Source organism: Methylomarinovum caldicuralii (assembly GCF_033126985.1).
GTDB classification, from domain to species: domain Bacteria; phylum Pseudomonadota; class Gammaproteobacteria; order Methylococcales; family Methylothermaceae; genus Methylohalobius; species Methylohalobius caldicuralii.
This window is the reverse complement of record NZ_AP024714.1, coordinates 832,213-852,941: the sequence shown is the minus strand read 5'-3', so window position 1 is coordinate 852,941 and position 20,729 is coordinate 832,213. Positions and strand designations below refer to the sequence as shown.

General features: G+C 66.6%; 22 protein-coding genes, 1 tRNA gene and 1 riboswitch. Of the genes, 13 read left to right on the top strand and 10 right to left on the bottom strand.

The features are described from left to right. Positions 1–7 precede the first annotated feature (7 nt). From MCIT9_RS04520 to MCIT9_RS04510, 3 genes are all read left to right on the top strand, one after another. A tRNA-Ser gene (locus MCIT9_RS04520) sits at positions 8–98 on the top strand. An 82-nt stretch (positions 99–180) separates the two neighbouring features. After that, a complete protein-coding gene (locus tag MCIT9_RS04515; protein ID WP_317706225.1) occupies positions 181–402 on the top strand; it encodes a DUF2281 domain-containing protein in 222 nt (73 codons plus the stop codon). Beyond that, positions 392–646: a type II toxin-antitoxin system RelE family toxin gene (locus tag MCIT9_RS04510; protein ID WP_317706224.1), complete on the top strand. Its 255-nt coding sequence runs from the start codon at positions 392–394 to the stop codon at positions 644–646. The genes MCIT9_RS04515 and MCIT9_RS04510 overlap by 11 nt, the downstream gene beginning before the upstream one ends. Here the strand turns inward: MCIT9_RS04510 and MCIT9_RS04505 are convergent. Then, entirely contained in the window at positions 643–3,798 is a 3,156-nt protein-coding gene (locus MCIT9_RS04505) for a DEAD/DEAH box helicase (protein WP_317706223.1), read from the bottom strand. The two genes, MCIT9_RS04510 and MCIT9_RS04505, sit on opposite strands and share 4 nt — an antisense overlap. A gap of 78 nt (positions 3,799–3,876) precedes the next feature. On the opposite strand from MCIT9_RS04505, the gene dhaL reads away from it, so the two are divergent. Continuing rightward, positions 3,877–4,509, top strand: coding sequence for a dihydroxyacetone kinase subunit DhaL (gene dhaL / locus MCIT9_RS04500; RefSeq protein ID WP_317706222.1), 633 nt, complete (start codon positions 3,877–3,879; stop codon positions 4,507–4,509). A 111-nt stretch (positions 4,510–4,620) separates the two neighbouring features. On the opposite strand, the gene dhaK is transcribed toward dhaL, so the two are convergent. Genes dhaK through MCIT9_RS04485 form a run of 3 tightly spaced genes read right to left on the bottom strand, consistent with a single transcriptional unit; the run spans position 4,621 to position 6,723 of the window. Further along, positions 4,621–5,628, bottom strand: coding sequence for a dihydroxyacetone kinase subunit DhaK (gene dhaK / locus MCIT9_RS04495; protein WP_317706221.1), 1,008 nt, complete (start codon positions 5,626–5,628; stop codon positions 4,621–4,623). Between the two features lie 16 nt (positions 5,629–5,644). Beyond that, on the bottom strand, positions 5,645–5,848 hold the full coding sequence (locus MCIT9_RS04490; RefSeq protein WP_317706220.1) for a YgaP family membrane protein: 204 nt from the start codon (positions 5,846–5,848) through the stop codon (positions 5,645–5,647). A gap of 50 nt (positions 5,849–5,898) precedes the next feature. Further along, complete coding sequence (locus tag MCIT9_RS04485) at positions 5,899–6,723, bottom strand: HAD-IIA family hydrolase (protein ID WP_317706219.1); 825 nt, start codon at positions 6,721–6,723, stop codon at positions 5,899–5,901. A gap of 78 nt (positions 6,724–6,801) precedes the next feature. On the opposite strand from MCIT9_RS04485, the gene argH reads away from it, so the two are divergent. The 3 genes from argH to MCIT9_RS04470 are packed head-to-tail and all read left to right on the top strand — an operon-like array spanning position 6,802 to position 11,083. Continuing rightward, positions 6,802–8,217: an argininosuccinate lyase gene (argH, locus tag MCIT9_RS04480; RefSeq protein ID WP_317706218.1), complete on the top strand. Its 1,416-nt coding sequence runs from the start codon at positions 6,802–6,804 to the stop codon at positions 8,215–8,217. Between the two features lie 60 nt (positions 8,218–8,277). Beyond that, positions 8,278–9,057, top strand: coding sequence for a GGDEF domain-containing protein (locus MCIT9_RS04475; RefSeq protein WP_317706217.1), 780 nt, complete (start codon positions 8,278–8,280; stop codon positions 9,055–9,057). 7 nt (positions 9,058–9,064) lie between these two features. Beyond that, positions 9,065–11,083 carry a class I adenylate cyclase gene (locus tag MCIT9_RS04470; protein WP_317706216.1) on the top strand — a complete coding sequence of 673 codons (2,019 nt, stop codon included), beginning with the start codon at positions 9,065–9,067 and terminating at the stop codon, positions 11,081–11,083. Here the strand turns inward: MCIT9_RS04470 and MCIT9_RS04465 are convergent. Then, entirely contained in the window at positions 11,080–11,742 is a 663-nt protein-coding gene (locus tag MCIT9_RS04465) for an alpha/beta hydrolase (protein ID WP_317706215.1), read from the bottom strand. The genes MCIT9_RS04470 and MCIT9_RS04465 overlap by 4 nt on opposite strands. Positions 11,743–11,808: 66 nt before the next feature. On the opposite strand from MCIT9_RS04465, the gene MCIT9_RS04460 reads away from it, so the two are divergent. After that, positions 11,809–11,985 (top strand): hypothetical protein, encoded by a 177-nt coding sequence (locus MCIT9_RS04460; protein ID WP_317706214.1) that lies wholly within the window; start codon positions 11,809–11,811, stop codon positions 11,983–11,985. 2 nt (positions 11,986–11,987) lie between these two features. Here the strand turns inward: MCIT9_RS04460 and MCIT9_RS04455 are convergent, their stop codons facing one another. The 4 genes from MCIT9_RS04455 to MCIT9_RS04440 are packed head-to-tail and all read right to left on the bottom strand — an operon-like array spanning position 11,988 to position 14,253. Next, entirely contained in the window at positions 11,988–13,070 is a 1,083-nt protein-coding gene (locus tag MCIT9_RS04455; protein WP_317706213.1) for a TRAP transporter substrate-binding protein, read from the bottom strand. A 16-nt stretch (positions 13,071–13,086) separates the two neighbouring features. Further along, the gene (locus MCIT9_RS04450; RefSeq protein WP_317706212.1) at positions 13,087–13,539 is read right to left on the bottom strand and encodes a DUF1249 domain-containing protein; all 453 of its coding nucleotides are present in this window, start codon (positions 13,537–13,539) and stop codon (positions 13,087–13,089) included. Between the two features lie 5 nt (positions 13,540–13,544). Next, on the bottom strand, positions 13,545–13,949 hold the full coding sequence (locus MCIT9_RS04445; RefSeq protein WP_317706211.1) for a 6-pyruvoyl trahydropterin synthase family protein: 405 nt from the start codon (positions 13,947–13,949) through the stop codon (positions 13,545–13,547). 10 nt (positions 13,950–13,959) lie between these two features. Next, entirely contained in the window at positions 13,960–14,253 is a 294-nt protein-coding gene (locus MCIT9_RS04440) for a PilZ domain-containing protein (RefSeq protein WP_317706210.1), read from the bottom strand. A 112-nt stretch (positions 14,254–14,365) separates the two neighbouring features. Here MCIT9_RS04440 and MCIT9_RS04435 point away from each other — a divergent pair, with 112 nt between their 5' ends. Genes MCIT9_RS04435 through MCIT9_RS04425 form a run of 3 tightly spaced genes read left to right on the top strand, consistent with a single transcriptional unit; the run spans position 14,366 to position 17,004 of the window. After that, on the top strand, positions 14,366–15,046 hold the full coding sequence (locus MCIT9_RS04435; RefSeq protein ID WP_317706209.1) for a response regulator transcription factor: 681 nt from the start codon (positions 14,366–14,368) through the stop codon (positions 15,044–15,046). Continuing rightward, entirely contained in the window at positions 15,043–16,377 is a 1,335-nt protein-coding gene (locus MCIT9_RS04430) for an ATP-binding protein (RefSeq protein ID WP_317706208.1), read from the top strand. Before MCIT9_RS04435 ends, MCIT9_RS04430 begins: the two co-directional genes overlap by 4 nt. Positions 16,378–16,389: 12 nt before the next feature. Then, positions 16,390–17,004 (top strand): NUDIX domain-containing protein, encoded by a 615-nt coding sequence (locus tag MCIT9_RS04425; RefSeq protein WP_317706207.1) that lies wholly within the window; start codon positions 16,390–16,392, stop codon positions 17,002–17,004. Here the strand turns inward: MCIT9_RS04425 and MCIT9_RS04420 are convergent. Beyond that, a complete protein-coding gene (locus tag MCIT9_RS04420; protein WP_317706206.1) occupies positions 16,976–17,758 on the bottom strand; it encodes a secretin N-terminal domain-containing protein in 783 nt (260 codons plus the stop codon). The two genes, MCIT9_RS04425 and MCIT9_RS04420, sit on opposite strands and share 29 nt — an antisense overlap. Before the next feature lie 64 nt (positions 17,759–17,822). Here MCIT9_RS04420 and MCIT9_RS04415 point away from each other — a divergent pair, with 64 nt between their 5' ends. Continuing rightward, a complete protein-coding gene (locus MCIT9_RS04415) occupies positions 17,823–18,392 on the top strand; it encodes a hypothetical protein (RefSeq protein WP_317706205.1) in 570 nt (189 codons plus the stop codon). Positions 18,393–18,553: 161 nt separating this feature from the next. Then, a riboswitch (cobalamin riboswitch) is annotated at positions 18,554–18,744 on the top strand. A 64-nt stretch (positions 18,745–18,808) separates the two neighbouring features. After that, the gene (locus tag MCIT9_RS04410) at positions 18,809–20,677 is read left to right on the top strand and encodes a TonB-dependent receptor plug domain-containing protein (RefSeq protein WP_317706204.1); all 1,869 of its coding nucleotides are present in this window, start codon (positions 18,809–18,811) and stop codon (positions 20,675–20,677) included. The last annotated feature ends 52 nt before the right edge of the window (positions 20,678–20,729 follow it).

The window sequence follows — 20,729 nt, the reverse complement described above, 5'->3', positions numbered from 1 at the left end:
CTTCCTTGGAGAGGTGGCCGAGTGGTCGAAGGCGCACGACTGGAACTCGTGTACACCCTAACCGGGTGTCGAGGGTTCGAATCCCTCCCTCTCCGCCAAATAACCTCTCGAGCCCGCATCAAGCGGGCTTTTTTGTATATCTATTCGGGATAGCACCGGGCAGACGATGAGGAGGGACTTATGTGCACTGAAGTGACTGCCAGACGTATCCTCGAAGCGGTAAAAGACCTGCCTGAGGAGGAAGCCCTCGAGGTGTTGGATTTCGCCGAATTTCTGAAAGCCAGACAGCGGCAGGAGCGCCAGGAGGATATCGAGGAAGCCGGGGAGCTCTTACGGCGGGTCGAGCAAGGGGAGGAAGAAACCATTCCCTGGGACGATGTAAAGGCTGAATATGGCCTATAAGATCAGGTTGACAGCCTCGGCCAAGAAAACCTTGGACAAGCTGCCAAAAGACATTCAGAAGCACCTTGCCGTTGCCATCGACAACCTGTCACAGACACCCAGGTCGCCTGGAGCCATCAAGCTGACAGGGGCGGACCTGTACCGCATCCGCGTTGGTCATTACCGAATCATCTACCACATCCAGGACGACCGCCTGCTCGTGTTGATCGTAAAGATTGGACACCGACGGGAAGTGTACCGCTAGCCCAGCGGTGCCAACAGCACTTGCAGATCCTCCGCCGTCAGCGTAGGGGCGGTTTTGGCCTTCCTGCCGTAGATTCCCTGTGCCAATGCCTGTTTGCGGGCCTGTAGCTTGAGGATGCGTTCCTCCACCGTCCCTTCGGTGAGGAGCTTGTAGACGAACACCGGCTTGTCCTGGCCGATGCGGTGGGCGCGGTCGGTGGCCTGGGCTTCGACCGCGGGGTTCCACCAGGGATCGTAGAGGATGACGGTGTCGGCCTCGGTGAGATTGAGGCCGACGCCCCCGGCCTTGAGGGAAATCAGGAACAGATCGACGTCGCCACGCTTGAAGCGCTCGATGGCCTCGTCGCGCTTGCGGGTCTGGCCGGTGAGCTTGGCATAGGGGATGCCTTGGGGCTTGAGAATCGCCTCCTCGATCCGCCCCAGCATCGAGGTGAACTGGGAGAACAGCAGCACCCGCCGGCCCTCGGCCAAAAGCTCCGGCAGCATTTCGGCCAGCAGGTCGAGCTTGGCCGAAGGGACCACCTTGGCCTTGTCCAGTTTCACCAACCGGGGATCGCAGCACACCTGACGCAGCTTCAGCAGGGCGTCGAGGATGGCGATCTGGCTGCGGGCCAGTCCCTTGGTTTCGATGGCCTGGCGCACCTGGCTCTCCATCGCCACCCGAATGCTCTCGTAGACCGCCGCCTGCTTGGGGTGCAGCGCAACGCTGCGGACCATCTCGGTCTTGGGCGGCAGATCCTTTTCCACCTCGGCCTTGGTGCGGCGCAGCAGAAAGGGCGCGACCCGGCGCGCCAGACGCCGGCGGCAGTCCTCGTCGCCGTGCTTCTCGATCGGGGTACGGTAGAGACGGGTGAACTGTTCCAGGTCGCCGAGAAATCCGGGCATGAGGAAGTCGAATTGGGCCCACAGCTCCCCCAAGTGGTTTTCCAGCGGGGTGCCGGTCAGGCACAGGCGGTGACGGGCCTGCAGGCGGCGCACGATGCGGGCGGCTTGGGTGCGCGGGTTCTTGACCGTCTGGGCCTCGTCCAGAATCAGAAACGACCACGCCTGGGCCTTCAGCACTTCCTCGTCGCGGGGCAGCAGCGGATAGGTGGTCAGCACCAAGTCGTGCTCTCCGATCCGGGAGAAATGTTCGTGGCGCTGGGGGCCGTGGAGCACCAGCACCTTCAGATCCGGGGCGAAGCGTTCCGCCTCGCGGCGCCAGTTGCTCATCAGGCTGGTGGGAGCGACCACCAGGGCCGGCCGGTCCAGACGCCCCTGCTCCTTCTCCAGCAGCAGGTGGGCCAGGGTCTGGACTGTCTTCCCCAGCCCCATGTCGTCGGCGAGGATGCCGCCCAGCTCGTATTCGCGCAGGAACTGCAGCCAGCTCAAGCCGAACGCCTGGTAGGGACGCAGCTCGCAGCGCAGTCCCCGCGGCGGGGAAACCGGCGCCAGTCCCTGGAAATCCCGCAGCCGGCGGCCCAGCTCGCGCAGTTTTTCCGCTCCCTTCAGGCGCAGGCTGGCGTCCTCCAGCTCCGCCAGGCGGGCAGCGTCGTAACGGGACAACTGGAGCGAGTCGGACTCGCGGTCGTACAACTCGTAGAGGATCTCCAAAAACGGCCGCAGCTTCTCGGCCCGCAGGGTCAGAAAACGCTGTTCCCCCAGAGGCACAGTGACGGTCTCCGGCAGGTCCTCGGGACGGTCGTAACGCTCGAGCAGCGGCACCAGCAGCGGCAGCACCGGGACCTTCTGGCCGTCCAGGTCCAGATCGAAGCGCAGATCGAACCAGCCGGCCTCGTCCTCCTCTGTGCTGGCCTCCAGCTGGTCCTCGTCGAGGAAGCGAGGATTGAAACCGGCCTCGCGTTCGATCCGCCAGCCCTCCGCCTCCAGGCAGGGCAAAACCTCCTCGACGAAATGCCGCAGCCGACCGGCATCCGCGTCGGCGGGAACCAGCACTCCCTCCTGCTCAAGCACGAAACCGGCCGTCTCCAGACGGCCCAGGGCCGCCGTCTCGGCGGCTTCGTCCCGGCGGAAGCGGATCAGTTTGTCCTTGCCGCGAAACAGCCCTACCGCCGCGCCGCCTGCCATCACGCGGATTCCCTGATAGTCAAAACCCAGCCGCAGGCGGTAGGGCAGATCGCCTTCCCCGTGCAGCGCCAACGTCAGTTCCGGGACCGGCGTCTGTCCCTGGATCTCCTCCAGCGGCAGCTCCACCGGCGGCGGCACCGGCAGCTCGGGGAATTCCAGCAGCAACTGGGAGGTGAAACGGGGGATGTCCGTCTCCGGCAGGAAGGGGGCGGTCAGAAGTTCCGGCCGGGGCACCTGCGCCAGCGGCCCTGCCTCGCCCCGTTCCAGGTCGAGCCACAACGGCGGGTCGGTGGGAATCACCCGGGCTTCCGGTTCGGCGATTGCCTCCAGAATCTTGCCGCCGGACACCGGGCGCCATTGGAACCGCACCGGACGGACTTCCTCGGTCAAACGCAGCGGTCGGTCCACACCCCCGACGAAACAACGGCCGGTGTCGATCATCTGCCGCAACGCCAGACAGCCCAGACGGCCCTTCAGCAGCGGCAGGGAGAATTCCTCCCGCAGCGCGTCGATCAGATGCACGATGGGGCGGTCCTCCGGATTGACGTAATCGGGGAAATGGTACCGGCTGCCGTAGTAGGGATCGGACATCATCCCGGCTTTGGCCGGCCGCAAGGCGCCGGGCTGGCCGTTCTTGCGGATACGCGCGTAACACAACTCCACCAGCGGCGCCGCTTGCTCCCGGTCCAGGGTGATGCGGTAAAACAGCACCGTCTCCCCCGGCTGCCCGGGCCCGCCCACGGATTGGGGGGAACGGAGCAGATCGAGCGTCAACCGGGGGCGATCGCCGTACAGATTCAGATAACGGAAACAGGCGGCGACCACGTGCTTGCAGTTGTAGCCCACCGGGCAGGAACACTCGCCCTTCAGCGCCAGACTGCCGTAGCGCTCCTGGATACGGACGAACTGGCCGTAAACGCGCCCGCCGCTGCCACGCACCTGGGCGCGGAACACGATCAGATTGTCCGCTTCCCGTTCGACCTCGAGGGAGATGACCCGGCCCTGTTGGTAGTAGTCCCGCCCGCGCTCGAAATAAAGATCATCACAGAGGCGGCGGATCTTGGTATATGTGAGGTTCAATGGCATGATGATGGTTATCGCTTGCCCGGTGGTTTGACCGGTAAATTTTTTCAATTCTCCCACAAACGAGACAGAAGGACATCCATGCCCGCAATTCCGGAACTCATCCAGGCCGCACTGGCGGCCATCGACGCCCACGCCGAGGAGGTCACCGAACTGGACAAAACCCTGGGCGACGGCGACCACGTCACCAACCTGCAGCGGGGCCTCAAAGCCCTACTGGCGCAAAGCGACGAACTGGCCGCGCTGGACGACTGGAGTCAGGCGCTGCAAAAGATGGCCATGACCCTCATGAGCCAGATCGGCGGCGCATCCGGCTCCCTCTACGCCACCCTGTTCATGACCCTGGCGAAACAGCTGAAGGGCAAGGAGATGAATCTAGCCAACTTCGCCGAAGCCCTCGAAGCTGGGGTCGAGGCCATGAAACAGCGCGGCCGCTCCGATGTGGGGGAAAAGACCATGTTGGACACCCTGGTTCCCGTGGCCGCCTATCTGAAACGGGCCGCCGGGGAGGGCAAGGACCTCAACCAAGTATTGGAGGAAGTCAAAGCGGTGGCCACCGAAGGGATGGAATCGACCCGCGACATGCTGGCCACCAAGGGGCGGGCCTCCTATCTGGGCGAACGCGCCCGCGGTATCGTCGATGCCGGGGCACGGACCGGCCAGCTGATGATTTGCGCGGTTGCGGACAGGCTGGCGGAAGAGATGACGCGCTGAAGCCGTCGCTCGGCTCTGCGTTAAGCGGGCCCGTCCCGGTCTGCTTACCGACAGGGATAACTGGCTGGCAATGAAGCGCAGCGGAATTGCCAGTCCATGTTGACCCACTTGTTAGCTGTTGGGTCCCGTGTGATCATATCCCCAGCGCAACGCCGCCGTATGCACCGGCGCATCCCACAGGCGGATCATCTCGTCGTCAAGGCGGGTGAGGGTGACGGAGCATCCGGCCATGTCCAGGGCGGTGGTATAGTTGCCCACCAGGGAGCGGGCGATTTCCACGCCTTCCTGGTGCCAGAATTCGTGGGCCAGTTCATAGACCAGGTACAGCTCCATCAGGGTGGTGGCACCGAGGCCGTTGACGTGGAGCAGGACCTTGTCGCCCCGTTTCGGCTGCAGTTCCTCGTTGATGGCCTCCACCATGCGCTTGACGATCTCGGTGGCGCTGGCGAATTCGGCGATCTCGCGGCCGTGCTCGCCGTGGATGCCGACGCCGAATTCGATCTTGTCCGGCGGCAGCTCGAAGGTGGGGCCGCCCAAGGCCGGTACGTGACAGCCGCTCAGGGCCACGCCGATGCTGGCTGTGTTTTCCGCCACCCGGTCGCCGAGGGTCTTGAGGTCGTCGAGGGAGCGGCCTTCCTCAGCGGCAGCGCCGACGATCTTCTCGACGATGGTGGTGCCGGCCACCCCGCGGCGGCCGATTTCGTGCTCCTTGGGTAGGGCGATGTCGTCCTGCACCAGCACCGTGCGGCTGGGACAGTCGAGCATTTCCGCCGCCATCTCGAAGTTCATCACATCGCCGGCATAGTTCTTGACGATGAACAGCACCCCCTGATCGCCGGCGACCGCCTCGGCGGCGGCAAGCATCTGGTCCGGGGTGGGCGAGGTGAAGACCTGCCCCGGACAGGCGGCGTCGAGCATCCCCCTGCCGACGAAACCGGTGTGGAGCGGTTCGTGGCCGGCCCCACCCCCGGAAATCAGCGCCACCTTACCCGGGGCTACCTCCTTGCGGCGCACGAAACGCGGACTGAAGCTGACCTCCACCAGATCGGCATGGGCCTTGGCGAAGCCCCGCAGGCTCTCGTCGAGCAGGGTATCGACGTGGTTGATGAATTTTTTCATGTCGCCTCCCTTGGATTTATTCGAACGCCGGCCCCGGCCGCTTGCCCAGCTTTTTGAGCAGGATCGCCAGCGGGCAGAAACCGGTGAAGGCCGACTGCAGCATGTTGGCGCCGACGAAGGCCGTCAGCCACAGCCAGCGCTGGTCGTGAAACACCGCCAGCAGCACGGAGATCAGGATCAGGCTGCCGGCGACAGCGAGAACGATACGGTCGATGGTCATGGTTCCCCTCCTCTTGCAATGATCGTCCCGCCATTGTAATCCTTCCTATATCAACCTTCCTCCAGAACCCGGGTAACCTCGCGGATGTCGGCCAGAATCCAGTCGGGCCGGTAGTCCACCTGGGCCAGGTCGGCTTCCCTGGAGACGCCGGTCAGCACCATCAGGCTGCGGATGCCGGCCCGCACCGCGCCGAGGATGTCGGTCTCCAGCCGGTCGCCGATGGCCACCACGTCCTCCAGCGCGGCTTCGAGGCGTCGCAACGCCTGACGGTACAGTTCCGGTTCCGGCTTGCCGATGATGGTGGGCTCACGGCCGGTGGCGGCGGTGAGGGCGGCGAGGATGGCGCCGTTGCCGTGGCTGATGCCCAGCTCCATCGGCAGGGTGACGTCGGCATTGGTGCCGATGAACTCGGCGCCGCGGTTGAGGTTGAGGGTGGCGGTGGCGAGCTTGTCCCAGGTCAGGGTTTCGTCCTTGCCCACCACCACCACGTCGGCCTGCCAGTCCTCGCCTTCCTTGTGGCTGCAGGCCAAAGTGAAGCCTTCCTGCCGCAGCGGCTCGGTCAGCCCCGCCTCGCCGATGGCATAGACCCGGGTGGAGGCGGGATCGCGGCGCTGGGCCAGCCACGCGGCGGTGGCGATGCCGGAGGTGAGGATTTCATCCTCGCTCACCTCGACGCCCATGCCGGCCAGCTTGGCCACGTACTGCGCCGGGGTGGAACTGGCGTTGTTGGTGGCCAGGACGAAGGGCAGCCGCCGCGCCCGCAGGGCGGCGAAGAATTCCCGGATGCCGGGCAGCGGCTGACTGCCGTGCCACAGCACCCCGTCCATGTCGATGATGAGGGCGCGCGCGCCCGCCAAAGGTCGTTTCTTATCCACGTGATTGCTTTCTCCCGATTCAGATCGCACTATCATACTTCGCTATAATCGTCCCGCCCAAGCCACAAGGAGATCCTCATGACCACGCAGGACAAACCCTGGGGCGGCCGTTTCAGCCAGCCCACCGACAAATTCGTCGAGGAATTCACCGCCTCGGTCTCTTTCGACCAGCGCCTGGCCCCCTACGACATTCAGGGCTCCATCGCCCACGCCCGGATGCTGCACAAGATCGGCGTGCTCACGGAGGCGGAATGCCGGGCCATCGTTTCCGGGCTGCAGCGGATATTGGACGAGATCGAGGGGGGGGAATTCCAGTGGTCGGTGGCCTTGGAGGACGTCCACATGAACATCGAGGCGCGCCTGACCGAGCTGATCGGCGATGCCGGCAAGAAGCTCCACACCGCCCGTTCCCGCAACGACCAGGTGGCCACCGACATCCGCCTGTGGCTGCGCGACGAGATCGACCGGATCCTGGCCGAGTTGACGCGGCTGCAGACCGCCCTGCTGGACCTGGCCGAACGCGAGGCCGACACCATCATGCCCGGCTTTACCCATCTGCAGGTGGCCCAGCCGGTCACCTTCGGCCATCACCTCCTGGCCTGGTTCGAGATGCTCCAGCGCGACCGCGAGCGCCTTCTCGACTGCCGCCGCCGGGTCAACGTCATGCCCCTGGGCGCCGCCGCCCTGGCCGGCACCCCCTACCCCATCGACCGTTTCTACACCGCCGGGCTGCTGGGCTTCGAGCGGCCGGCGGCCAACTCCCTTGATGCCGTCTCCGACCGCGACTTCGCCATCGAATTTGCAGCCTGCGCCTCCCTGATCCTCATGCACCTGTCGCGCTTCTCCGAGGAACTGGTGCTGTGGACCTCGGCCCAGTTCGATTTCGTCGAGCTGCCCGACGCCTTCTGCACCGGCTCCTCGATCATGCCGCAGAAGAAGAACCCAGACGTGCCGGAACTGGTGCGCGGCAAGAGCGGGCGGGTGTTCGGTCACCTGATGGGACTTTTGACGCTGATGAAGGCCCAGCCGCTGGCCTACAACAAGGACAACCAGGAGGACAAGGAACCGCTGTTCGACGCCGTCGACACGGTGCGTGCCTGCCTGCGCGCCTTCGCCGACATGATGCCCCACGTCCGCCCCAAGCGCGAGCGGATGAAGGCCGCCGCCCGCCAGGGGTTCGCCACCGCCACCGATCTGGCCGATTACCTGGTGCGCAAGGGCGTGCCCTTCCGCGACGCCCACGAAATCGTCGGCAAGGCGGTACGGCAGGCGATGGAAGCAGGCTGCGATCTGGCCGAGCTGCCGCTGGCGGCGCTGCAGGCGCTGTGTCCGGCCATCGGGGAGGACGTTTATGAAGTGCTGACCCTGGAAGGCTCGGTCGCCGCCCGCCGTCATTACGGCGGCACCGCCCCGGAGCGGGTGCGGCAGGCGGTCGAGGAAGCACGGGCGCGGTTGGCACAGCTGCCGGGCGGCAAGCCCCCGCACGGGACTTGACCCCTATCTGAGCAGTTGTGCCATACTGTCAGAATCATCCGCATCTATGGGAAACTCCTCATGATCGTCACCCAAGATGACCTGAGCGTCGCGCTCGACAAGGCCCCCTTGGCTGTCCTCATCGTCCGCCAGAACCGGATCGCCTGGCTCAATCAGACCCTGGCCGATCTGGCCGGCCGCCCCAAAGGGGAATTCATCGGCCGCCCCTTGGCGGACACGCCGCTGAGTCTGTGGCGGGAGGATCTGGTGGAGGTCGCCACGCCCGACGGGATCCGCTGGTTCCAGCGCCACTCCGTCCATGCGCTTCCCGAAGGGGAAGCGCATTATTTCGCCGACGTCACCGAGCAGCGGCGCATGATCGACGAGCTTGAAGCGCTGCGGCAACGCCTCGAAACCCTGGAAACCCGCGATCCGGTCACCGGGCTGCAGAACCGCCGCGCCATCCTGCGGGAGCTGGACCGTCAGATCAGCCGCAGCCGCCGTTACGAGAACCCGCTGGCGGTCATCCGCCTCAGTCTCGAGATCGACAGCGACGAGGCCCGGCGCCGGGAGCTGATGCGGACGCTGAGCCAGGCGCTCAAGGACAAACTCCGCTGGGCCGACGAAATCGGCCTCCTGGACGACAACACCTTCCTGCTGGTGCTGCCGGAAACCGGCCTGGAGGATGCCCGCGAGCTGGCGGTCAAGCTCCTCAGCGACCGCGCCGCCGTCCAGCTCCAGGACGGCGAAGGCAAGATCCGCTACGGCGTCGCCGCCTGGAACAAGGGAGACGATCTGGGCAAGCTGCTCAAGCGGGTGTCCCAGGATCAGGAAATCGACCTCAGCGCCTTGCTGTCCTGAGCGCAACTTGAACCGGGCACGCGCCATCCGTCTGGCGGCGCCGGGCGGAGAAATCAGCCGCCGCGATCTCAACCACCTGATCCGGCGCTTCCTCCATTTCCACCGCCAGCGGCTGCAGCTGCTGGCGAACACCTTCAGCCCCCGCCAGCGCGACGCCCTGGCACTGCTGCCGCTGCTGCTGCACCAGCACCATCCCGCCCTGCCCGGCTACGATCTCGGCCCGGCTCCCGCCGGCATCCGCGACTATCGTCCCGATCCCTTCATGCGCCGGGCGGCCAGACGCCACTTTCCCGGCCTCGACCACCGCCTCCGCGGCCATTCCGAAGCCCCGCTGCTGGCGCTGTTTCTGATGGGCAGCGTCGGCAGCATCGCGTTTTCCCGCGGCAGCGACCTGGATCTGTGGATCTGCCACCGCAGCGATCTGGAGGTCGGCGATCTGGCGGCCCTGCAGGCCAAATGCCGCGCCATCGAGGACTGGATGGCCGGTTTCGGGCTGGAGCTGCACTGCTTCCTGGTGTCGCCGGAGGCATTGCGCCGGGGGATCCCGCCCGCGCTGTCCAAGGAAAGCGCCGGCAGTACCCTGCACATCCTGCTGCTGGAGGAGTTCTACCGCACCGCCATCCATCTGGCCGGGCAGCGGCCGTTGTGGTGGCTGGTGCCGCCGGAATGGGAAGGGCGTTACCGTGAATACGCCGATTTTCTCCTCGGCAAGCGTTTCATCGATCCCGGCGGCCTCATCGACCTCGGCGGCCTGGAACGGCTGCCGACGCAGGAACTGGTCAGCGCCGGCCTGTGGCATCTGCACAAGGCCCTCGACGCCCCCCACAAGGCCCTGCTCAAGCTGCTGCTGCTGCTCGACTACGCCGCCGACCACCCGCGGCCGCGCTGGCTCGCCACCACCATCAAGGCCGCGGTGCACGCAGGCACCCCCGATCCCTTCGCCCTCGATCCGTATCTGCTGCTGTACCGCCGCGCCACCGAGGCCGCCCAGCGGACGGGAGCGCCAGCACTGGTGCAGCTCACCCGCCACTGCTTCGCCCTCAAGATCGGCGACACCGAGCGGCATCCGGACTACCGCCGCCTGGCGGCGACCCTGGTACAACGCGGCGAACTGCCGCCACCCCGCCGTCGCGGCACGCTGACGATCACCCAGGCGCTGGAGGAATGGCAGGCGCTGACCGACGCCCTGGAGAACGCCTACGCCACGATCCGCCGCCTCGCCGGAGAACCGGAGACTCCCACGGCGGACATGCAGCTGCTGACCCGGCGCCTGCAGGCGGTGCTCGGCAGTCGCCCGGGCAAGGTTCCGGTCCTGCGCCTGCGCGCCGATCCGGAACCGTGGCTGCAGCTGTCCCGGGATCCGGAAACCGAACGGTGGCAGATCGCCCTTCCCGGCGAATCACCGACGCCGTTGCATCAGGCCGACACCCTTCTCGGCGCCCTGGCCTGGAGCTGGGTCAACCGGCTCGCCGTCCCCGCCACCCGCTGGCAACTGCCGCCCGAGACCCCGGTGACGGCGGCGGAACTGGCCGCCCTCAACCGCGAACTCCGGTGTTTTCTCGAGGCCGCCGGGGAACCGGAACTGGACGCCTTCGCACGGCCGGCAAGACTGCAGCGGGCCTTGCTGGCCGCCAATCTGGGCCGTCCCACCCGCCCCCGGCGCGGGGATTTCGAGATCGCCAGCGCCCGCTTCGATCCGCTCGACTACGGCGCCGAACGCCAATGCCTGCTCCAGACCCTGGAAATCCTCACCCTCAACACCTGGGGGGAATGGGAAAGCCACCGCTATCAGGAACTGGAAGGCTGGCTCGACGCCCTCTGCCGCCTGTATCAACAGGGCGGGGAGGCGCTGACGTTGCAATCCTTCTGCTTTTCCGCCCCGACGCTGGCCCGGCGGATAACGGCCTGCTACCAGCAGCTGAAGGAAGATCTGCCGGCCGGGCATCCTGCCGAGCTCACCGCCGCCGGCCGGCTTTACCGCTTTCAGCAGCGGCAGGGACGTCTGGTCTGGTACCCGGCGGACTAATTCCAACCGAAGCGCGCCAGCAGCCAGCGGCGCAGGATGGCGAGCTCCTCGGCGCATACCGAATGGGCCATGGGGAAGACGTGCCATTCCACGGGATAACCCAGCGCCTCCAGCAGGCGGCGGCTGTCCTCTGCCAAGGCCGGCGGCACGATGGGATCGAGGCTGCCGTGCATCATCAGGATGGGGGCCGCATCCGGCGGCGCCGGGGGGAATTCGTCCGCCAGGGCGACGTAGGTTGACAGGGCGACGATCCCGGCCAGGGGCGGGCGGCGGCGCACCCCGGTTTCCAGGGCGATCACCCCGCCCTGGGAGAAACCGCCGAGGACGATCCGCCCCGGCGGGATGCCGGCGGCGATCTGGGTGTCGAGCAGACGGTCGATCGACGCCTGGGACCGGCGGATGCCCGCCGCGTCCACCCGGAGACGCAGGTCGGGGCTGGCGATGTCGTACCAGGCCCGCATCGCCATGCCGCCGTTGATGGTCACCGGCCGCACCGGCGCATGGGGAAAGATAAAACGGACCGCCCCGGGCAAGTTCAGCTCCGCGGCGATGGGCTCGAAGTCGTGGCCGTCGGCCCCCAGCCCGTGCAGCCAGACGATGCAGGCGTCGGGATCGGGACCGGTTTCCACCACGACCGCTTCCAGGGAGGAATCCTGCATCGTGTTGACGCCTCTCAAGCGGGGGAGTAAAACGTTAGCGGAACTTCAACCGGGGGAATCCGCGCCATGATCCAGCTCGACCTCAGCGAAAAAGAAAGAAACCACCTCATAGAGGCCCTGGAAAGCTATCTGTCCGACCTGCGTTACGAAATCGCCGACACCGACTCGGCCGACTTCCGCGAGCGGCTCAAAGAGAAGAAGGCCGCCCTGGAAAAGGCGCTGACCCAGCTCAAGACGGCCTGAGCCTACAGGCTGCGCGCCCGCATGAAGGCGTATTCGGCGATGCCCGACCACGCCGACACCTGGCGGTGGAAGCTACGGTAGGAATCGTACACTTTGCGGGCGAAGGGGTCGCCGGCGGCGATCTCCTCCACCACCTGATCCGCCAACCGGTGCAGGGTCCTGAGCACCTCGTCCGGCAGCGCCTTCACCTGGACCCCGTGTTCTTTCACCAGGGTCTCCAGCGCCTGCTGGTTGCGGGCGGTCATCTCCGCCAGCATGTCGAGGTTGGCGGCCTGGCAGGCAGCCAGAACGATCTGACGCAGATCCTTGGGCAGCGTCTCGAACGCGGCCTTGTTGATGAAGCACTCGATCACCGAGCCGGGCTCGTGCCAGCCGGGATAGTAGTAGTACTTGGCCGCCTTGTAGAGCCCGAAGGCCAGGTCGTTGTAGGGACCGACCCATTCGGTGGCGTCGATGGTGCCTGACTGCAGGGCGGTGAACAGCTCGCCGCCGGGAATGTTGACCGGGGTGCCGCCGGCACGCTTGAGCACTTCGCCCCCCAGTCCCGGAATCCGCATCTTCAGTCCCTTGAGGTCATCGAGGGACTTGATTTCCTTGCGGAACCAGCCGGCCATCTGGGTGCCGGTGTTGCCGGCGGCGGTGGGCACCAGGCCGAAGTTGGCGTACAGCTCGCGCCACAGCGCCATGCCGCCGCCGTAATAGAGCCAGGCGTTGACCTCCTGGGGGGTGAAGCCGAACGGCACCGCGGAGAAGAACTGGAACACCTCCCCCTTGCCCTTCCAGTAATAGGCCCCGGCGTGGCCCATCTGGGCGGTGCCGCGGGAAACCGCGTCGAAGACCTCGAAGGCCGGCACCAGCTCGCCGGCGCCATAGACCTTGAGCCGGATGCGGCCGCCGCTCATGGCGGTGATGCGTTCCGCCAGGCGGTTGGCGCCGGTCCCGAGGCCGGGAAAGTTCTTGGGCCAGGCGGTGACCATCTTCCAGCGGAAGGTCTTTTTCGCCACTGCCACCGAGGGGGCGGCCAGGGTCGCCCCGGCGGCGAGGGCACCGGTTCCCAGTCGGCGCAGAAAACGACGTCGCTGCATAACGCGCTCCTTGGTGTCAAAGATTGGCAGTGGCAGCCTTGGGGCGGTCGTCGGCGCTAAAACGATACCCACGTTGGAGGCAATGGTCCAGCCACTTGTCGAGAAAATAGTTCATCTGCCACTTGTGCTCGAGCACCTGCCGGTCCACCGGCCCCCGGATCCGCAGCGGCGGGCGTTCGGCATCTTCCAGCACCTCCACCATGCCGGCATCGAGATAGACCCGCAGCCTGAGGGCCGGTTCGAACAGCGGCTGCGGCCCGTGATCGAAGCAGTAGCTCAGCTCCAGGGTCAGGGTGAAGGGCGCCTTCTCCAGCAGCCTGACGTGCAACGCCGGCTGGCCGTTCTGCAAGGCGACCGCCCCGCTTTCCAGCTGCCGGAGGCCGGGAATGAGGCGGCGCAGCTTGCGGTAGTTCGACTCGCACAGATCCTGCAGGGTGCGGAGCGGATGGATGGGTTTCAGACTGGGCATCGGTTTCAGCGCCGGTAACGCGCGCAGCTGGTGTCGGTCTCCCACAGCGCGACCTCCGTGACCGGATAGCCCTGCGCCTCGAGGTGTTCGAAGATCAGCCGCGCCAGCACCTCCGCGGTCGGATGTTCGGCCAGCGTCAGAAAGCGCTCGCCGGCGTCCCGCAGCAGCGGCACCAGCGGATCGGCCTCATGGAGCAGCAGGTTGTGATCCAGGGTTTCCTGGACGTATCCGGCGACCGCGCGTTTCAGATCGGCGAAATCGCACACCATCCCCTGTGCGTCCAGCGCGGCGGCGGACACCGTCACCGCCGCCCGCACGCTGTGGCCGTGCAGGTGGCGGCACTTGCCCGGATGGTTCATGAGCCGGTGTCCGTAACAGAACCGGATTTCCTTGGTGACCGAATAACTCATGTTCGCTTTGTCAGCCCTTGATGCCTTTGATTTCCGCCGCCACCGCGTATTCGCCGTCGCGCTTTTCCACCCGCAGCACCTCCACGAACGCCTCCAGCGGCGGCGTCACCGCACTTTCCGGTTCGATGCGGATTTCCAGCGCTTTGCCGACTTCGACGGCACGGTCGGTGGTGAACAGCACCCCCGCGCCGCTGAGATTGTGGCAGGTGGCGGTGAATTCCTCGTCGCTTTGAGGAATCCGGCAATGCATTTTACACCGGGCTTCCATGCGGATAAACCGGCGTCTTTCTCCGTGGTCGAGCATGGCGAAACCTCGTGGGGAAGTTGCTACAGTCCAGCTTTCATCATAGCCCAACGGCGACTGCCCAACAGCCGCCAAATCTGCTATGTTGAGGCTTCTGTCACGGAGAACGGTCATGCGTATTCTCATCGTCGAAGACGAAGCGCCGCTGCTGGCGCAGCTGCGGGACTTTTTCGCCGCCAAGGGCTATGCGGTGGACGCCGCCGCCAATGCCCGGGAAGGCCAGTATCTGGGGGAGGAGTATCCCGTCGACGTCGCCATCGTCGATCTGGGGCTGCCGGACATTTCCGGTCTTGAGCTGATCCGCAGGTGGCGTGCCGCCGGGCGCGATTTCCCCATCCTGATCCTCACCGCCCGGGGGCGCTGGCAGGAGAAGGTGGAAGGACTGGAGGCGGGGGCCGACGATTACCTGGTCAAGCCGTTTCACTTCGAGGAGGTGTGGGCCCGCATCAACGCCCTCATCCGCCGCGCCGCCGGCCAGGCCCGGCCGCAGGTAAAGCACGGCCCCATCACCCTCGACACCGCCGCCCAGACCGTCACCCGCGACGGCGAGCCGGTCGCCCTGACCGCCTTCGAATACAAGGTGCTGGAATACCTGATGCTGCATCCGGGCAAGGTGGTCTCCAAGGCGGAGCTGACCGAGCATCTTTACGACCAGGACTTCGAACGCGACAGCAACGTGCTGGAGGTCTTCGTCGGCCGGCTGCGCCGCAAGCTCGATCCCGACGGCACCCTCCAGCCCATCGAGACCCTGCGCGGCCGCGGCTACCGCTGGACGCTCGCCGAACGCCGATGACCCTGTCGCTGCACGCCCGCCTCGGCATCGCCGCCGGGGCGATCCTGATCGCGTTCCTGGGGCTGGCCGGCATCGCCTTGGAACGCGCCTTCCGGGAAGCCGCCGAGAAGGCTACCGAAGAACGCCTGCAGGCCTACATCTACACCCTGCTGGCCACCTTCGAGATCGATCCGGGCGGACGGGTGACCATGGAAACCCGCCGCCTCGACCGGCGTTTTTCCACCCCGGGCTCCGGACTCTACGGCTTCATCTTCCTCTACGACGAGGTGCTGTGGCAGTCCCCCTCCGCCCTGGGAATCTCCGTGCCTTCCGTCCGCCTCAGCGGCGGGCGGCGTTTCTTCACCCGTCTGGATGGCAGCCCCTCCCTGTGGGTGCTGTATCAAGGGATCACCTGGGAAACCGAGCGCGGCCATCCGGTTCCCCTGGTGATCGCCGTGGCCACCGATGCCGCCACCCTGGTCGCCGAGGTCAACGATTTCCGCCGCACCCTGTGGGTCTGGCTGGGCGGACTGGGGGTGCTGCTGCTGGGGACGCAGATCGCCATCCTGCGCTGGAGCCTCAAACCCCTGCGCACCATCGCCGGCGACCTGAGCGCCATCGAGGCCGGCCGCAAGCAGCGCCTCGAAGGCCGCTATCCCCGGGAACTGCAACGCCTGGCCGCCAACCTCAACGCCCTGCTCCACAGCGAACGCGCCCACCTGACCCGTTACCGCAACACCCTCGCCGACCTTGCCCACAGCCTCAAGACCCCGCTGGCCGTCCTCCGCGGCCTGGAGCGCGAGGCGCTGCCGGCGGACGCCCGCCGCACCCTCGCCGACCAGGTGGCGCGGATGCAGCGTCTGGTGGACTATCAGCTGCAGAAGGCGGCCGCCCAGGGTGCCGCCTCCCCGCTGCGATCGGTGCGGCTGCGTCCCGTGCTGGAACGGATCTGCGCCAGTCTGGACAAGGTCTATCGCGACAAGGGCGTGACCCTGACGCTGGACTGCGACGCCGAACTCCGCCTCCCGCTGGACGAGGGCGATCTGTACGAGCTGCTGGGCAACCTGCTCGACAACGCCTACAAGTGGTGCCGCCACCGGGTGCGGGTCGCAGCGGATGCCAGCGGCGGGGAGATCCGTCTGTGCATCGAGGACGACGGCCACGGCATCCCCCCACAAATGCGCCAGGCGGTGCTCGAACGGGGCGTGCGCGCCGACCAGTCCACCCACGGCCACGGCATCGGCCTGGCGGTGGTCAACGAACTGGTGCGGCTCCACGGCGGCACCCTGCGCTACCATGCCAGCCCCTGGAGCGGAGCCGGCTGGGAAATCCGGCTGCCGGTTTCAAGCTGAAGGTGAAGGAAAATGCGTTACGAATACGAGATCCTCGAAGAGGAAGTGGCCTACCGCGGTTTTTTCAACCTGCTGCGGCTGAAGCTGCGCCACCGGCTGTTCCGCGGCGGCTGGAGCCGGGTGCTGGTGCGGGAACTGTTCCAGCGCGGCAATTGCGTCGCCGTGCTGCCCTACGATCCCCGCCGCGACGAAGTGCTCCTGGTGGAACAGTTCCGGGTCGGACCACTGAAAAACGGCGACCCCGCCTGGATGCTGGAGATCGTCGCCGGCGCCATCGAGCCCGGGGAAACCCCGGAGGCGGTCGCCTGGCGCGAACTGCAGGAGGAGTGCGGCTGCCGGGCGCGCGCCATGACCCGCATCACCGAGTTCTACACCAGCCCCGGCGGCTCCTCGGAGAAGATCACCCTGTTCTGGGCCGACGTCGAGGCCGCTCAGGCCGGCGGCATCCACGGCCTGAGTTGCGAGGACGAGGACATCCGCGTCCACGTGCTGCCCTTCGAGGCCGCCTACGCCAAGGTGGAAGACGGCGAGATCGACTCAGCCATTCCCATCCTCGCCCTCCAGTGGCTGGCCCTGCACCGGGAGCGGCTGCGCGCCCTCAGCAGCCCTCCGGAGGATCGACCCTGAGAAAGATCCGCTGGTGCCGGCGCTCGGTGGTCTGCCGCAAACCGATCCCGCCGCCGGCCACCGTCCCCGCCCGGTCGCTGCCGCCCAGTTCGATCCAGCGGCCCGCGGGCACTTCCACCACGGTGGCCGCCGACCGCACCTCGATGCGGGCGTCCCCCAGATCTCCCGCCCGCTGCGACCAGGGGGCGATCTCCAGCCGCACCCGGCAGCCGACCACCCGGGGCACGACCCTGAAGCCGCTGGTGACCGGCTTGTAGGCGATACCGCCCATTACCGCCGGCGGCTGGCCCCCGACCCAGATCCTGGGGACCGGACGCTCCTCGCCCACGGCGATGAACGCCGGCTGGCCCTCGAGTACCTTGAGATGCTGGGCTTCGGCCACACCGCGGTCGGACTCGGTGCGGTAAACGTGGCCGCGGGCGCGGATCGGCCCCTCGGTGAGGGTAGCCGAAAACCCGCCGCCGGCCTCCAGTTCGTCCCGGGTCAGGCGGTCGCTCTGGATCACCCGGATGGTCAGGGTTCTGAGCGGCCGGTCCAGCTGCTTCACCAACCGGCGGATCTCCCCGACCCGCCCTTCCGGCGCCTTGACCACCAGGGCGTCGGGAACCGGCACCACCGCCTCGTCCCGTTCCAGCAGCGGCGCCAAGATGCGCGCCAGCTCGGCAGGCGGGCGGTGGGAAACCGGTATCGTCACCGTCGCCGCCTGCAGCGGCGGGAACCACAGCAACAGCGCCAGCATCCAAATTTTCGTCATCGCTCGACCTCGTGCGGGGTTTTCCTTTAACCTTATCCCAAATTCAGCGCCGATGGAGTTCACTATGACCGCAAACAGAACGTTTTCCCTCTCCGCCGTCGCCCTCATGGGGCTGATGGCCGCGACCCGTTTCCACCACTTCGGTGACTTTCAGACCCTGCCCGACGCCTCCCTGGCGGTGTTCTTCCTCGCCGGGCTGTTTATCTCCCGCCCGACTTTCTTCGCCGTGCTGCTGCTGGAAGCCGGCCTCATCGACTTCATCGCCATCCGCTACGGCGGCGTCAGCGGCTGGTGCGTCACCCCCGCCTACCTGTTCCTGATTCCCGCCTACGGCGTCCAGTGGCTGGCCGGATACGGGTGCCGGCGCCTGTCCCCGGACAACGCCGCCGCCGTCGCAGCGACTCTGCTGGCGGCGACCGCCGCCACCACCCTCGCCTTCGTGATCTCCAACCTCGGCTTCTACGGATTCTCGGGGCGCTTCGGGGAGATGAGCCTGACGGAATACGCCATCCGGGTCGCCCGCTACCTGCCATCCTACCTGGGCACCACCCTGGCCTATACCGGCCTGGCGCTCGCCGGGCGCTGGGCTGTGCGCCATTGGCGTAGCAGCGCAACCGCGCCAACCACACCCTGACTCATCTGTCACTTCTGCCCAAGGGGGCGGGAGAAGGGTCTGTCAGCGGCCAGGGAGGGCCGCGCCGGGCCTAAATTCACGGATGAATTTCGGTCCGGCAGACCCTTCCCCGACCCCAGAGGTAACAGGGTCCTGAGTTGCATTTCTCCCGCCACCCCCTACAATAGGCGCCCCTGCCAGGTGCTCTGCAAAGGGTGAAACGGGAAGCCGGTCGAAGTCCGGCGCTGCCCCCGCAACGGTAGGTGAGTCAAGGCGGCCAAGATGCCACCGGGTCAGGGAGACCCGGGAAGGCGGTCCGCCGGCCCAAGCGGCACTCACGAGCCCGGAGACCGGCCTGGTAGGTGGGTGCGGCGCCGCCGGCGCCGTGTCGATCCACCTTGGGGCGTGCGGTGGGCACGCCCGCTGGGAGACATGCCATGACTTGCAAACTTCGTACACTGCTGCTGGCCCTGCCGGCAACCGCGGCCCTGGCCGCCGATCCTCCCCCCAGCCGCCTCGACACCCTGACCGTCACCGCCAGCCGGATCCCGGTCCCGGTGCGTGAGAGCGGTAGCAGCATCACCATCATCACCGCCGAAGACATCGCCGCGCGCAAGGTCTTCACCGTCGCCGACCTGCTGCGCAGTGTGCCCGGCCTCGACGTGGTCCAGAACGGCGGCCTGGGCAGGACCACCTCGGTGTTCCTGCGCGGCGCCAATTCCCAGCACACCCTGGTGCTGATCGACGGCATCGAGGTCAACGACCCGGCCAGTCCCGGCGCCGGTTTCGATTTCGCCCATCTGACCGTGGATAACATCGAACGCATCGAAATCCTCCGCGGCCCCCAGAGCACTCTGTACGGCGGTGACGCCATCGGCGGCGTGATCCAGATCTTCACCAAACAGGGCCGAGGCCAACCCCGCTTCGGTTTCAATGCCGAAGGCGGCAGTTACGGCACTTGGAAGCTGGGCGGTAACGCCAGCGGCGGATACGACCGCCTGGGTTACAGCATCGCCGCCAGCCAACTGCACAGCGACGGTTTTTCCGCCGCCGACAGCCGCCTGGGCAACCACGAGGACGACGGTTACAAGAACACCACCGTCTCGGCCCGCGCCGACTGGCAGGCGCTGGACAATCTGAGCCTGGATGCGGTGGTGCGTTTCCATCACAGCGAGGCCGATCTCGACAACTGCGGCGGCCCCGGCTGCGACGATCCCAACTACCGTCAGGACAGCGATCAGGTCTTCGCCCGCACCCAGGGTACCCTGGATTTGTTCGACCACCTGTGGCGCCAGCAGCTGCGCCTGTCCTACAGCCGCACCGAACGCCACACCCGCGACCGCCCCGATCCGGCCGACACCTTCGTCGACAACAGCGCCTTCCGCGGCGAAAAGTTCAAGCTCGACTGGCAGAACACCGTCACCCCCACCGACTGGGATACCCTGGTGTTCGGCGTCACCAGCGAAACCGAATGGATGAACGCCGACACCCTCCCCACCCACTCGGCCACCATCAACGGCTATTACGGCGAGAACCGGGTCAAGTGGCTGGAGCGTTTCGTCACCAGCGCCGGGGTCCGCTTCGACGATCACGAACACGCCGGCGACAAGGTCACCTGGCGCGTCACCCAGGCGGTGCTGATACCGGAAACCGGCACCAAGCTGCGCGGCAGCTACGGCAAGGGCTTCAAGGCCCCGAGCCTGTATCAGCTGTTCGCCCCGGCCGGAGCCTTCGGCCCTGTCGGCAACCGCGACCTGGAACCGGAGCGCAGCCGCGGCTGGGAGGTGGGGGTGGACCAGAGCTTCTGGGACGAACGGATTCTTTTCGGGGCGACCTGGTTCCACAACCAGTTCAGCAACCTGATCGACTTCCAGTTCGGCACCGGCTACGTCAACGTTGCCAGCGCCCGCAGCGCCGGGCTGGAAACCTATGCGGAAATCCGGCCGCTGGATTTTCTAACCCTGCGCGGCACCTACACCTACACCAACACCGAGGACGACCAGGAGCAGCAGTTGCTGCGCCGCCCCCGCCACAAGGGCAGTTTCGACGCCGACCTGACCCTGACCGAGGCGGCCCACTTCCACGTCAACGTCCTGACGGTGGGCAGCCGCCGTTTCAGCGCCTTCAGCATCAAGCGCAAGCTGCCGGGCTACGTGGTGGTCAACCTGGCCGGCGACTACCGGATCAACCGCTGGCTGACCCTGTACGGCCGCATCGACAACGCCTTCGACCAGGAATACGAGGAAGTGCCCGGCTACGGCACCAGCCGGGTGGCGGGATACGGGGGATTCCGGCTGACCTTCTGAGGCGCGCCTCGGCAGTTGTTATTCAACTTGCGTCGGGGGGAAGGCCGCCCCG

Bases quoted from the DNA above. Each gene is read 5' to 3' on its own strand.
- MCIT9_RS04450 (WP_317706212.1), bottom strand. From the start codon at position 13,539: ATGCCCAGTCTGAAACCCATCCATCCGCTCCGCACCCTGCAGGATCTG.
- MCIT9_RS04435 (WP_317706209.1), top strand. From the start codon at position 14,366: ATGCGTATTCTCATCGTCGAAGACGAAGCGCCGCTGCTGGCGCAGCTG.
- MCIT9_RS04475 (WP_317706217.1), top strand. From the start codon at position 8,278: ATGATCGTCACCCAAGATGACCTGAGCGTCGCGCTCGACAAGGCCCCC.
- MCIT9_RS04415 (WP_317706205.1), top strand. From the start codon at position 17,823: ATGACCGCAAACAGAACGTTTTCCCTCTCCGCCGTCGCCCTCATGGGG.
- MCIT9_RS04510 (WP_317706224.1), top strand. From the start codon at position 392: ATGGCCTATAAGATCAGGTTGACAGCCTCGGCCAAGAAAACCTTGGAC.
- MCIT9_RS04505 (WP_317706223.1), bottom strand. From the start codon at position 3,798: ATGCCATTGAACCTCACATATACCAAGATCCGCCGCCTCTGTGATGAT.
- dhaK (WP_317706221.1), bottom strand. From the start codon at position 5,628: ATGAAAAAATTCATCAACCACGTCGATACCCTGCTCGACGAGAGCCTG.
- MCIT9_RS04425 (WP_317706207.1), top strand. From the start codon at position 16,390: ATGCGTTACGAATACGAGATCCTCGAAGAGGAAGTGGCCTACCGCGGT.
- MCIT9_RS04410 (WP_317706204.1), top strand. From the start codon at position 18,809: ATGACTTGCAAACTTCGTACACTGCTGCTGGCCCTGCCGGCAACCGCG.
- argH (WP_317706218.1), top strand. From the start codon at position 6,802: ATGACCACGCAGGACAAACCCTGGGGCGGCCGTTTCAGCCAGCCCACC.
- MCIT9_RS04445 (WP_317706211.1), bottom strand. From the start codon at position 13,949: ATGAGTTATTCGGTCACCAAGGAAATCCGGTTCTGTTACGGACACCGG.
- MCIT9_RS04455 (WP_317706213.1), bottom strand. From the start codon at position 13,070: ATGCAGCGACGTCGTTTTCTGCGCCGACTGGGAACCGGTGCCCTCGCC.
- MCIT9_RS04440 (WP_317706210.1), bottom strand. From the start codon at position 14,253: ATGCTCGACCACGGAGAAAGACGCCGGTTTATCCGCATGGAAGCCCGG.
- dhaL (WP_317706222.1), top strand. From the start codon at position 3,877: ATGCCCGCAATTCCGGAACTCATCCAGGCCGCACTGGCGGCCATCGAC.
- MCIT9_RS04515 (WP_317706225.1), top strand. From the start codon at position 181: ATGTGCACTGAAGTGACTGCCAGACGTATCCTCGAAGCGGTAAAAGAC.
- MCIT9_RS04460 (WP_317706214.1), top strand. From the start codon at position 11,809: ATGATCCAGCTCGACCTCAGCGAAAAAGAAAGAAACCACCTCATAGAG.
- MCIT9_RS04465 (WP_317706215.1), bottom strand. From the start codon at position 11,742: ATGCAGGATTCCTCCCTGGAAGCGGTCGTGGTGGAAACCGGTCCCGAT.
- MCIT9_RS04430 (WP_317706208.1), top strand. From the start codon at position 15,043: ATGACCCTGTCGCTGCACGCCCGCCTCGGCATCGCCGCCGGGGCGATC.
- MCIT9_RS04490 (WP_317706220.1), bottom strand. From the start codon at position 5,848: ATGACCATCGACCGTATCGTTCTCGCTGTCGCCGGCAGCCTGATCCTG.
- MCIT9_RS04420 (WP_317706206.1), bottom strand. From the start codon at position 17,758: ATGACGAAAATTTGGATGCTGGCGCTGTTGCTGTGGTTCCCGCCGCTG.